Origin of the sequence: Arthrobacter sp. 135MFCol5.1, assembly GCF_000374865.1 — a bacterium.
Classification (GTDB): domain Bacteria; phylum Actinomycetota; class Actinomycetes; order Actinomycetales; family Micrococcaceae; genus Arthrobacter.
Genome location: NZ_KB895477.1, coordinates 1 through 11,552, shown reverse-complemented (window position 1 = coordinate 11,552; position 11,552 = coordinate 1). Strand labels below are relative to the sequence as shown.

General features: G+C 66.1%; 8 protein-coding genes, 1 pseudogene and 3 riboswitches. Of the genes and pseudogenes, 3 read left to right on the top strand and 6 right to left on the bottom strand.

Annotation, left to right across the window (positions count from 1 at the left end; translation table 11 throughout):
- From lipA to gcvP, 5 genes are all read right to left on the bottom strand, one after another.
- Positions 1 to 1,004 (bottom strand): lipoyl synthase (gene lipA / locus C563_RS0120555; protein ID WP_018763961.1); only part of this gene is annotated, 1,004 nt, incomplete at its 3' end.
- Between the two features lie 75 nt (positions 1,005 to 1,079).
- Positions 1,080 to 2,402: a serine hydroxymethyltransferase gene (glyA, locus tag C563_RS0120550; protein ID WP_018763960.1), complete on the bottom strand. Its 1,323-nt coding sequence runs from the start codon at positions 2,400 to 2,402 to the stop codon at positions 1,080 to 1,082.
- On the bottom strand, positions 2,399 to 2,782 hold the full coding sequence (gene gcvH / locus C563_RS0120545) for a glycine cleavage system protein GcvH (protein ID WP_018763959.1): 384 nt from the start codon (positions 2,780 to 2,782) through the stop codon (positions 2,399 to 2,401). Before gcvH ends, glyA begins: the two co-directional genes overlap by 4 nt.
- Before the next feature lie 150 nt (positions 2,783 to 2,932).
- Complete coding sequence (gene gcvT / locus C563_RS0120540; RefSeq protein WP_018763958.1) at positions 2,933 to 4,081, bottom strand: glycine cleavage system aminomethyltransferase GcvT; 1,149 nt, start codon at positions 4,079 to 4,081, stop codon at positions 2,933 to 2,935.
- Between the two features lie 5 nt (positions 4,082 to 4,086).
- Positions 4,087 to 6,978, bottom strand: coding sequence for an aminomethyl-transferring glycine dehydrogenase (gcvP, locus tag C563_RS21760; RefSeq protein WP_018763957.1), 2,892 nt, complete (start codon positions 6,976 to 6,978; stop codon positions 4,087 to 4,089).
- A 159-nt stretch (positions 6,979 to 7,137) separates the two neighbouring features.
- Positions 7,138 to 7,238, bottom strand: a riboswitch (glycine riboswitch).
- A gap of 291 nt (positions 7,239 to 7,529) precedes the next feature.
- Positions 7,530 to 7,628: riboswitch (glycine riboswitch) on the top strand.
- Positions 7,629 to 7,724: riboswitch (glycine riboswitch) on the top strand.
- Positions 7,725 to 7,772: 48 nt separating this feature from the next.
- Here gcvP and cycA point away from each other — a divergent pair.
- The 3 genes from cycA to C563_RS0120520 all read left to right on the top strand — a co-directional run bounded on the left by cycA (position 7,773) and on the right by C563_RS0120520 (position 10,914).
- The gene (gene cycA / locus C563_RS0120530) at positions 7,773 to 9,299 is read left to right on the top strand and encodes a D-serine/D-alanine/glycine transporter (protein ID WP_043424542.1); all 1,527 of its coding nucleotides are present in this window, start codon (positions 7,773 to 7,775) and stop codon (positions 9,297 to 9,299) included.
- 78 nt (positions 9,300 to 9,377) lie between these two features.
- Positions 9,378 to 10,181, top strand: a complete 804-nt coding sequence (locus C563_RS0120525; RefSeq protein ID WP_018763955.1) for a hypothetical protein — start codon at positions 9,378 to 9,380, stop codon at positions 10,179 to 10,181.
- Positions 10,165 to 10,914, top strand: coding sequence for a LamB/YcsF family protein (locus C563_RS0120520; RefSeq protein WP_026265198.1), 750 nt, complete (start codon positions 10,165 to 10,167; stop codon positions 10,912 to 10,914). Before C563_RS0120525 ends, C563_RS0120520 begins: the two co-directional genes overlap by 17 nt.
- A gap of 175 nt (positions 10,915 to 11,089) precedes the next feature.
- Here the strand turns inward: C563_RS0120520 and C563_RS22720 are convergent.
- Positions 11,090 to 11,552: pseudogene (locus tag C563_RS22720) on the bottom strand (HNH endonuclease); the annotation flags it as partial.

Here is an 11,552-nt window from a genome sequence, read left to right as displayed (position 1 = left end):
AGGAGGGTGCTGGCTTCCTGGCGGGTGGTGCCGGAGTCTTGGATGCCGTCGGCGATGTGGGCGAGTTCGGCGGGGATGTCGCGGCCTTTTTTGCGCATGGCGGTGGCCCAGAGGCGGCCGGCGCGGTAGGAGGAGCGGACCAGGGGGCCGGACATGACGCCGAGGAAGCCGATGTCCTGGGCTTCGTGCTGGAGGTCCACGAATTCATGGGGTTTGACCCAGCGGTCCACGGGGAGGTGGCGTTCGGAGGGGCGGAGGTATTGGGTGATGGTGATCAGGTCGCAGCCGGCTTCGTGGAGGTCGCGGAGGGCTTCGGAGATTTCCTCGCGGGTTTCGCCCATGCCCAGGATGAGGTTGGATTTGGTGACCATGCCCAGGTTGCGGCCTTGGGTGATGACGTCCAGGGAGCGGTCGTAGCGGAACGCGGGCCGGATCCGTTTGAAGATCCGGGGCACGGTTTCGACGTTGTGGGCGAAGACTTCGGGGGCGGAGTCGCAGATCGCCTTGATGTGGTCGGGGTTGCCGGAGAAGTCGGGGATGAGCAGTTCCACGCCGGTGCCGGGGTTCAGTTCGTGGATCTTGCGGACGGTTTCGGCGTAGAGCCAGACGCCTTCGTCTTCGAGGTCGTCGCGGGCCACACCGGTGACGGTGGCGTAGCGCAGTTGCATGGACTGGACGGAGCGGGCCACCTTGGTGGGTTCGAACATGTCCACGGGGGAGGGTTTGCCGGTGTCGATCTGGCAGAAGTCGCAGCGGCGGGTGCATTCGGAACCGCCGATCAGGAAGGTCGCTTCCTTGTCTTCCCAGCATTCGAAGATGTTCGGGCAGCCGGCCTCTTCACAGACGGTGTGCAGGCCTTCCTTTTTGACCAGGTTCTTCAGCCCGACGAACTCCGGGCCCATCTGGACCTTGGCTTTGATCCATTCCGGCTTCCGCTCCACCGGAACGGCAGCATTGCGCTGCTCGATCCGCAGCATCTTCCGGCCTTCAGGTGCCAATGTCATGGTAGTTTCCTTTGTTTGCTCGAAAGGCGCTCCGACAGGCTCAACGACTGTACGTTGAGCCTGTCGGAACCAGGGTCAGGACAGGGGCGCGATGCCTGGGTAAAGCGGGTGGGCTGTGGCGAGGGCCTCGACGCGGTGACGGAGCCCGGAAAGGTCCGCGCCGGCGTCGGCCGTCAATGCCTCGGCGATGATGTCCGCAACCTCCCGGAAGGCGTCCTCGCCGAAGCCGCGGGTGGCCAGCGCCGGGGTGCCGATGCGCAGGCCTGAGGTGACCATGGGCGGGCGCGGGTCGAAGGGCACGGCATTGCGGTTGACGGTGATGTCGATCGCGGCGAGCCGGTCCTCGGCCTGCTGTCCGTCAAGTTCGCAGTTGCGCAGGTCGACAAGGACCAGGTGCACGTCGGTGCCGCCGGAGACCACACTGATGCCCTTTGCCACAACGTCCGGCTGGACCAGGCGTTCTGCCAGCAGGCGCGCGCCGGCGAGCACACGTTCCTGGCGTTCGCGGAACTCTTCGGTGGCGGCGATCTTGAAGGCCACCGCCTTGCCGGCGATGACGTGTTCCAGCGGGCCGCCCTGCTGTCCCGGGAACACTGCCGAGTTGATCTTCTTGGCGATGTCGGCGTCGTTGCTCAGGATGATCCCGCCGCGCGGACCGGCGAGGGTCTTGTGCGTGGTGGAGGTGGTGACGTGCGCGTGCGGCACCGGGCTCGGGTGCAGGCCTGCTGCGACCAGCCCGGCGAAGTGCGCCATGTCCACCATCAGGTACGCGCCCACGGAATCGGCGATCCGGCGGAACTCGGCGAAATCCAGCTGGCGGGCGTAGGCGGACCAGCCGGCCACGATGAGCTGCGGCTTGTGCTCCCGGGCCAGGCGTTCCACCTCGGCCATGTCGATGGTGTGGGTGTCCTCCCGGACCTGGTACGGCACCACGTTGTAGAGCTTGCCGGAGAAGTTGATGCGCATGCCGTGCGTGAGGTGGCCGCCGTGCGCCAGGTTCAGGCCCATGATGGTATCGCCGGGCTTGATCAGGGCGTGCATCACGGAGGCGTTGGCTTGGGCTCCGGAGTGCGGCTGGACGTTGGCGTACGCCGCGCCGAACAGGGCCTTCACCCGGTCGATCGCCAGTTGCTCGATCACGTCGACGTGTTCGCAGCCGCCGTAGTAGCGCTTGCCCGGGTAGCCCTCAGCGTACTTGTTGGTCAGGACTGAGCCTTGGGCCTGCATGACGGCGGCGGCCGTGTGGTTCTCGGAGGCGATCATTTCCAGGCCGTCGCGCTGGCGGCCAAGCTCGTCGTCGATCCTGGCGGCAACCTCAGGGTCCAGGACGGACAGGTCGGCGTTCAGGCTGGGGGAGGCCACCTGATCGAAGGCGCCCACTTCTGCCGGGGCGCTCACAGCTCGCCGCCGTTTGCTGCGGCGTATTCCTCGGCGGACATGAGCGGGCCTTCCTCGGTGACGGACACCTTGAAGAGCCAGCCTGCACCGTAGGGATCGCTGTTGATGAGGGCGGGGTCCGAGACCACGCCGTCGTTGATCTCGGTGACCTCGCCGGTGACCGGGGCGTAGAGGTCGGAGACGGACTTGGTGGATTCCACCTCGCCGCAGGTTTCGCCGGCCGTGACGATGGAGCCGACCTCAGGCAGATCCACGTAGACGATGTCGCCCAACGCGTCGGCAGCCACGGCGGAAATCCCGATCCCCGCAGGCCCGGATCCGTCCACAGCAACCCATTCGTGCTCGGCGGAGTATTTCAGTTCAGCTACAACTTTTGCCATGTGTGTTTCCTTGGGTTCGTGTTGAGAAAGTGAGAAAGCGTTGGGTTGGTTCCCGCAAGAAGTGAGCGGGCGTTGGGTTGATGCCCGCAAGAAGTGAGCGGGCGTTGGTTCCTGCGGGTGCGGCCCCCTGGCCGAACCCAGCCCCGGAAGCTACTTCTGGCGCTTGTAAAACGGGAGGGGGACCACTTCGAAGCGCTCGGGTTTTCCGCGGAGGTCGATGTCCAGGACGGTGCCGACTTCAGCAAATTCGACCTCGACGTAGGCCATGGCGATGGGGTATCCGAGGGTGGGGGAGGGCTGGCCGGAGGTTACTTCGCCCACCAGGGTTCCGTCCTTAAGGACGGGGTAATGGGCGCGGCCGGCGCGGCGTCCGGCACCCTTGAGGCCCACCAGCTTCTGCCCGATGGTTGATCCGACTCCGGCGGCCTTGATGGCTGCCAGGGCGTCCTTGCCCACGAAGTCGCCTTCCTTGGCCAGCGACACCACGGGGCCCAGGCCTGCCGCGTAAGCGTTGACGTAGCGGGAGAGTTCGTTGCCGTAGAGCGGCATCCCGGCTTCGAGGCGGAGCGAGTCGCGGGCGGCGAGGCCGGCGGGCACCAGGCCGGAGCCTTCGCCGGCCTGGAGCAGTGCCTCCCACAGCGCGGGAGCGTCCAGGTTGGGAACGTAGATCTCGAACCCGTCCTCGCCGGTGTACCCGGTCCGGGCCACGAGCAGGTCTTGGACCGTGCCGTTGACGGCGATGCCCACCTCCACGGCGGCGTAGTACTTGAGCCCGGTGAGCAGTGCGTGCTGTTCGGCCGGGACCAGCGTCAGGAGGATCGCTTCGGAATTCGGTCCCTGGACGGCGATCAGCGAGGTGTTGGCGGAGGCGTCCTCCACAGTGACGTCGAAGGCGGCGGAGCGTTCCAGGAGTTCCTTGGCCACCACTGCGGCGTTGCCCGCGTTGGGCACCACCAGGTACCTGTCAACGCCTTCTTCGGGGGATGGCCGGCGGTAGGTAATGAGGTCGTCGATGATGCCGCCGTCTTCGTTGCAGATCAGCGAGTACTTTGCCTTGCCGATGGCGACCGCGGAGATCTTGCCCACCAGGGCGTAGTCCAGGAACGCGGCGGCCTCGGGGCCGGTCACCCAGACTTCTCCCATGTGGGAGAGGTCGAACAGCCCGGCGGCCTTGCGGACGGCGTGGTGTTCCGCGAGTTCAGACTCGTACTTGAGCGGCATCTGCCAGCCGCCGAAGTCCGTGAATGAGGCCCCGGCCTTCTTGTGCTGCTCGAAAAGAGCGGTGTAGTTCTCGGTCATGGGAATCAGTCTTCCAATCCGGTGATTGAGCTTGTCGAAGTCTCGAACGCTTCGAGGGGCGGGCAGGAGCAGACCAGGTTCCGGTCGCCGGCGGCGCCGTCGATCCGGCCGACGGGCGGGAAATACTTGTCCTGGCGGAGCGAGGCAACGGGGAAGGCCGCCTGCTCCCGCGGGTAGGCGCGGTCCCAGTCAGAGCTGACGACGGCGGCCGCCGTGTGGGGTGCGTTGCGCACCGGGGATGCCTCCAGGGTGATGTCGCCGCTGGCCACCTGCTGGATCTCGCCATGAATCGTGATCATGGCCTCGATGAAGCGGTCGATCTCGGCCAGGTCCTCGGACTCGGTGGGCTCCACCATCAGCGTGCCCGCGACAGGGAACGAAAGGGTGGGGGCGTGGAACCCGAAGTCGATCAGCCGCTTGGCCACGTCCTCGGCCGTGACCCCGGTCTTCGCCGTGAGTTCGCGCAGGTCCAGGATACACTCGTGCGCCACCAGCCCGCCTTCGCCGGTGTACAGGACCGGGAAGTACTCGTTCAGGCGGGACGCGACGTAGTTCGCGGCCAGCAGCGCGGACTTGGTGGCCTCGGTCAGGCCCTGCCCGCCCATCAGCTTCACGTACGCCCACGAAATCGGCAGCACCCCGGCCGAACCGAACCGGGACGCCGAGATCGCCACCCCATGCCCGGGCTCGTGCGCCGCCTTGTTCGCATCGCCCGGCATGAACGGTGCCAGGTGCGCCTTCGCGGCAACGGGCCCGACGCCGGGTCCCCCGCCGCCGTGCGGGATGCAGAAGGTCTTGTGCAGGTTCAGGTGCGAGACGTCCCCGCCGAACCGGCCCGGCTGGGCGAGTCCTACCAGGGCGTTCAGGTTGGCCCCGTCGATGTAGACCTGGCCGCCGGCGGCGTGCACAGCGTCACAGACTTCGCGGACATCCCCATCGTAGACGCCGTGGGTGGAGGGGTAGGTGATCATGATGGCCGACAGGACGTCCCGGTTCGCCTCGATCTTGGCCGTCAGGTCCTCGTGGTCGATCGTGCCGTCAGCGGCGGTGGCCACGACGACGACCTTCATGCCGGCGAGGACGGCGGAGGCGGCGTTGGTGCCGTGCGCCGAGGCTGGGATCAGGCAGACGGTGCGCTGCTGCTCGCCGCGGGAGTGGTGGTAGCCGCGGATCGCGAGCAACCCGGCGAGCTCGCCCTGCGAGCCGGCGTTGGGCTGGATGGAGACCTGGTCATACCCGGTGATCTCGGCCAGGTCCGCTTCCAGGCCGGCGATGAGTTCGCGCCAGCCCTCGGTCTGGGAGTCCGGGGCGAACGGGTGGATCGAGGCGAACTCCGGCCAGGAAATGGCCTCCATCTCGGCCGTCGCGTTCAACTTCATCGTGCACGAACCCAACGGAATCATCGTCCGGTCCAGCGCCAGGTCACGGTCCGAGAGCTTCCGGATGTAACGCAGCAACTGGGTTTCAGACCGGTGCGTATTGAACACCGGATGCTGCAGATAGGCCGAGGAACGCACGACGGCGTCGGGCAGTTCGAAACCCTGGGCCTCGCCGTGGACCTCGGCAACCGGGGCGCCGAAGACGTCGGCGACCTGCGCGACGATGGCCGGCGTCGTGGTTTCGTCGAGGGAGATGCCTACGGTGTCGGCGTCGATGGGCCGCAGGTTGATGCCGCGGGCCTCGGCGTCGGAAATCACTGCTGACGCACGGCCGGCAACACGGACCGTCAGGGTGTCGAAGAAGGAAGTGTGCAGGACGTCCAGGCCGGCGGCCTTGAGCGCCGCGGCGAGGGTAAGGGCGTGGCCATGCGCCGTTTCCGCGATCGCCTTCAGGCCGTCGGGGCCGTGGTAAACGGCGTAGAAGGAGGACACGATGGCCAGCAGCGCCTGGGCGGTGCAGATGTTGGACGTGGCCTTCTCGCGGCGGATGTGCTGCTCGCGGGTCTGCAGGGCCAACCGGTAGCCAGGCGTGCCGGCGTTGTCCTTGGAGACGCCGACGATCCTGCCCGGGACGGTACGTTCCATTCCCTTTTGGACGGCCATGTAGGCGGCGTGCGGCCCCCCAAAGAACAGCGGCACGCCAAAACGCTGGGTGGAGCCGACGGCAATGTCCGCGCCCTGCTCGCCCGGAGGTGTGATCAGTGTCAGGGCCAGCAGGTCCGCAGCCACGGTGACCAGCGCGCCCCGGTCCTTGGCAGCGGTGATGACGGCGGACTGGTCCCATACGCGGCCGGAGGCGCCGGGCTGCTGCAGCACGATACCGTTGATGGCACCCTCCGGCAGGCCCTTGGATAAGTCCGCGACCTCCACCTCGAAGCCGAGCGCCTCGGCGCGGCCCTGCACGATGGCGATGGTCTGGGGGAGGCAGTCGGCGTCGAGCACCGTCTTGCCGTCCTTCGCTGCCTTGGACTTGTTGGCGCGGCGCATCAGCAGCACGGCCTCGGCCACCGCCGTTGCCTCGTCCAGCAAGGAAGCGTTGGCTATCGGGAGCGCCGTCAGGTCCTGCACCATGGTCTGGAAGTTCAGCAGTGCCTCGAGCCGGCCCTGCGAGATTTCCGGCTGGTAGGGCGTGTAGGCGGTGTACCAGGCCGGGGATTCCAGGATGTTGCGGCGGATCACCGGCGGCGTCACGGTGTCGTAGTAGCCCTGGCCGATCATCTGGATGGCGGTCTTGTTCCGGCCGGCGATCCGGCGCAGCTCGGCCAGGACCTCCACCTCACTGAGGGCTTCGGTCAGGTTCAGCGCAGTTTCCTGGCGGATGGACGCAGGGACGGCCACGTCAACCAGGCCATCAAGGCTGTCGTAGCCCACGGCCTTGAGCATGGTGTCGACGTCGGCCTGGCGGCGTGCGCCGATATGGCGGTCAACAAACGATGTTGGAAGCGACTGAATCGTCATGAGGAACTCCAGGTCTGGCCGGCCAGGGTGGCACGGCGTGGGATGGGTTCCTCCCCGCTCTGTATTGGACCTGAGAGATTCCGCGTTGCCTGCTGGTGGCAGGGGACCGCTTGCACCGTCGGTGAACCAGGCCGGAGCCTGGTTGCTTTCCAGATTCGCCTCGCCGTGACGGTACATGGGCCTGAGAGATTCCTGGGGAGGATTTGCTCCTACGGCGCCTGCCCGGTGATTCGCCGGGAGGACTCTCCCGTCACAGCTCGAAAGGCTTATTCAAATGTGGGTGATTCGGCTCACAAGGTATCGGGACGAACCCGTCATTGGCAAATCGGCCAGGTTCGGTGAGGGGCTTGACTGGGCGCGTGAGGCCTTCGTTCCCCGCTTGTGTCGGAAGGGGTTTGACATTCGATCGTGACGGACACCACACTGAACCCGGGATTGGCGCCGCCGGTGGCTGGCTCAGCGTATCCGGAGCGGCCTACCAGTCGGCGCCCTGTCCCGTGCATGCCCGGCGGCGGCCCAAAAAGCCGCCGACCTCCAACTGAATACGCCTTCGACCTGCGGCGGGAGAGTCCTGCCGGGTACACCCAGCAGGCGCCGTAGGAGCAAACCCTCCCCAGGAAACTCTCAGGCCCACGTACCGCCGCGGACAGGCAACTCTGGAAAGCAGCCGGGCATGACCTTGGCTCACCGACGGTGCAAGCGGCTTTGGCTGCGGAAACTCTCAGGTCCACAACAGAGCGGGGAGGAACCAAATCTTTGCGGCCCCAAAAGCCGCTTTATCGATGGAGTTCCTCATGGCGATTCATCCCCCCACGTCCAACAGCGAACCAGCCCGCGGCCAGGGTGCTGCCACGGCGGCCCGCAGCGGGCCTCCCCACCTGGAACGGCAACTCACCAACCGGCATATCCAGCTCATCGCCATTGGTGGCGCGATCGGCACAGGCCTGTTCATGGGTTCCGGCAAGACCATTTCCGCCGCCGGACCTTCCGTGATCTTCGTGTACATGATCATCGGCTTCATGCTTTTCTTCGTCATGCGGGCCATGGGCGAGTTGCTGCTGAGCAACCTGAACTACAAGTCCTTCAGTGATTTCGCCGCCGACCTCCTGGGTCCGTGGGCAGGCTTCTTCACCGGGTGGACGTACTGGTTCTGCTGGGTGATCACCGGAATCGCGGACGTCATCGCCATCGCCGGGTACTCAAAAGAACTTTGGCCGGCGCTGCCGCTTTGGATCCCGGGCCTGGCCACGGTGGGCATCCTGCTGCTGCTGAACCTCGCCACGGTCAAGGCGTTCGGCGAGACAGAGTTCTGGTTCGCCCTCATCAAGATCGTCGCCATCGCGGCCCTGATCATCGTGGGACTTTTCATGATCTTCACCGGTTTCCAGAGCGACGCGGGCACGGCTAGCTTCACCAACCTGTGGAGCCATGGCGGGTTCTTCCCCAATGAGTTCATGGGCTTTGTGGCCGGATTCCAGATTGCAGTATTCGCCTTCGTGGGCATCGAACTGGTGGGCACCACCGCCGCCGAGGCCAAGAATCCCGAGCGCACGCTGCCCAGGGCCATCAACGCCATCCCCGTCCGCGTGCTGCTCTTCTATGTCGGCGCGCTGGTCATCCTCATGGCAGTCACCCCGTGGACCCAGTTCGCCGCCGGCCACAGCCCCTTCATCGGGATGTTCTCCCTGGCCGGCCTCGGCGCCGCGGCCACGGTGGTCAACCTGGTGGTCCTCACTTCGGCGATGTCCTCTGCGAACTCCGGCATCTACTCCACGTCCCGCATGGTCTTCGGCCTGGCCCAGGAAGGCGACGCCCCCGGTGTCTTCAGCCGGCTCTCCACGAGGAAGGTGCCCAGCAACGCGCTGTTCCTGTCCTGCGTCCTGCTGCTGTCCGGCGTCGTACTCATGTATGCGGGCCAGGATGTTGGCATGGCATTTGAAATGGTGACCACCGTGTCGGCCGTCTGCTTCGTCTTTGTCTGGTCGATCATCCTCGCGAGCTACATCTCCTTCCGGCGTCGCCGCCCGCACCTGCACGCGGCCTCGAAGTTCAAGATGCCCGGTGGCATCCCCGCCGTGTGGGTGGTGTACGCGTTCTTCGCCTTCGTTCTCTGGGCCCTGACCACCCAGCCCGACACGCTCGCTGCCCTGCTGGTGACTCCCGCCTGGTTCGTCATCCTCGGCGTGGCGTGGGCCATTCTCCGGCGGCGTCCCGCGCACCTGGCCCGCTTCGAGGTCTTCCGTGCCGAGCTTCGGGCCGACGAGGCCGCCGGTCGCCGCGGCGAACGCGCGGACGCAGAAGAGCCGGCCCAAAAAGTGTAAGCATGCTTAGTGTTTATCCATTTAGGATGGGATGACACGGCAGCCACGCGCTGCAGGTCGATTTGAATGAAGGTGACCATGGCCCGGCGCAGCAACCCCGCACTCCGTATCGCACAGGAAACCGCCCATAACGCGATGTTTGACGCCCAGGGCAAGCCCAAGCCCGGCGTTCACAACATGCTCCTGAAGGCCGTGCAGATCCAGCGGCCATTGGTGGTGGGCTACATCCGGAGGCTCCAGAAGAAGCATCCGCGGGCCACAGCCGCGCAGTTGGCGGACATCGCAGAACGCGACTACCTCCGGGCTGTCGCCGGAGGAGGCGCCCTGGTGGGTGCCACCGCCGTCGTCCCCGGCGTTGGAACCGTGGCGTCGCTGGGACTTTCCGCGGCCGCCACCGTTGGCTTCCTGGAAGCCACGGCCCTTTACGCAACGTCGCTGGCTGAACTGCACGGCATCAGGCTGACCAACCCGGAGAAAGCCGGCACCATGGTCATGGCCATCATGCTCGGCGAAGAGGGCACTGCGCTGCTGGGGACCCTCAGCGGCCAGGCAGCCGGCAACAGCGCAGGCAATGCCTGGGGGAGCGTTCTGTCCAAGTCGATGGTGGTGCCGGGATTCGGGAGCGTCCGTAAGCGGATCCAGTCGGCCTTCCTGAAGAACCTCCTGAAGCGGCAGGGCACTGCGTTGTTTGGCCGCGCCCTGCCCTTCGGGATAGGGGCTGTTGTGGGTGGAGCCGGTAACCTCATGATGGGCCGCGCAGTGGCCAGGAACGCCCGCGAGGCTTTTGGGCCGATGCCGGACACCATTCCCGGCGAGCTGACCGCCGCTGCCGCGCCGGACAACCTGACGCTGGAAGGCAACACACTTGGATCTCAACGCTGACGTAGGGCAATCATTCGGCTCCTGGACGGCAGGAGGCGATCCGGCGATGTTCCAGGTGGCCACCAGCGTAAACGTGGCGTGCGGCCTCCACGCCGGTGACCCCATCACCATGCTGGACAGCTGCAGGGCCGCCTACGAACTGGATGTCACCGTCGGGGCCCAACTCGGCTACCGCGATCTGGCCGGCTACGGCCGCCGCGCGCTGGACATGAGTTTTGATGAGCTCTTCGGTGACGTGCTGTACCAACTGGGGGCGCTCGACGGCGTAGCGCATGCGGTGGGTGCCTCTGTGGACTACGTCAAGCCTCACGGAGCCCTGTATGAAGCGGTGATCCATGACGCCGAGCAAGCCTCCGCCGTGGTGGCGGCCGTCAACGCCTACGATCCCGGCCTGCCCATCCTGGGCTTCCCCGGTTCGGAGCTGCTCAAGCAGGCCAAGGAAGCGGGGCACCCGGTGTTCGTCGAGGCCTTCGCCGACCGTGCCTACCGCGCCGATGGCAGCCTGGTGCCGCTTGCCGAGGACGATGCCGTCCTGTACGACGTCGATGCGGTTGTCGAACGGGCTGTTCGCCTGGCTACGCGAGGCGAAGTGGCGGCCGCGGACGGAACTGTCATTGCGGTCCGGCCGGACTCCCTGTGCATTCACGGTGGGACTCCTGACGCCGTAGCGATGGCGGCCCGGATCAGGGCAGGGCTTGAGGCAGCCGGCGTCGGGCTGGAGTCCTTCGCCTAGGAGCCTGCAGCCGTAGGGCATGCCGGCTTAGCTGCTCCAGCGGCACCGCAGCTGACCGGAATCGGCACCAGTGCCACTTCAGCTGACCGGCGTCACTCTGACCGAACCGAGGTCCCCCCCCAGCGTCGCATCCCCTGAACCGGGGTCGCCCCAGTGTCACTTCAGCTGACCGGCGTCACTCCGACAGGGCAAACGGCGTCTCGAAGAACTCTGCCCAGAGCGGGTCTTCCGGTGACAGGTCACTGAGGTCTATGAGGTTGGCGTCGTCCGGTTCCCATGGCGGGAGGTCTTCAATGCCTGCCTGTTCGCCGTGGAATTGGATGGGTATTGCATGAGTTCTGGCCGGCAGGGTTCCTGGTGGCCAGTGGGTTGGTTGGGGGTCGTGTTGTTCGGGTTTGTAGTGTCGGCCGGTGGGTGAGGTCCAGCCGGGTGGTTTGTTTTTGGTGGCTGGGTCGGGGGTCCAGGTGCTGTGGTGTTTGAGGCGGTGGTGTCGGGGGCAGAGTTGGGCCAGGTTGTGGGTTCCGGTGGTGCCGCCGTGGTGCCAGGGGTTGAGGTGGTCGGTGTCGTTGTCGGGGGTGTGGTTGGTGCAGCCGGGGAAGGTGCATGTGGTGTCCCGCAGCCGGAGCCATTGTTTGATG

Bases quoted from the DNA above. Each gene is read 5' to 3' on its own strand.
- gcvP (WP_018763957.1), bottom strand. From the start codon at position 6,978: ATGACGATTCAGTCGCTTCCAACATCGTTTGTTGACCGCCATATCGGC.
- cycA (WP_043424542.1), top strand. From the start codon at position 7,773: ATGGCGATTCATCCCCCCACGTCCAACAGCGAACCAGCCCGCGGCCAG.
- C563_RS0120525 (WP_018763955.1), top strand. From the start codon at position 9,378: ATGGCCCGGCGCAGCAACCCCGCACTCCGTATCGCACAGGAAACCGCC.
- gcvH (WP_018763959.1), bottom strand. From the start codon at position 2,782: ATGGCAAAAGTTGTAGCTGAACTGAAATACTCCGCCGAGCACGAATGG.
- gcvT (WP_018763958.1), bottom strand. From the start codon at position 4,081: ATGACCGAGAACTACACCGCTCTTTTCGAGCAGCACAAGAAGGCCGGG.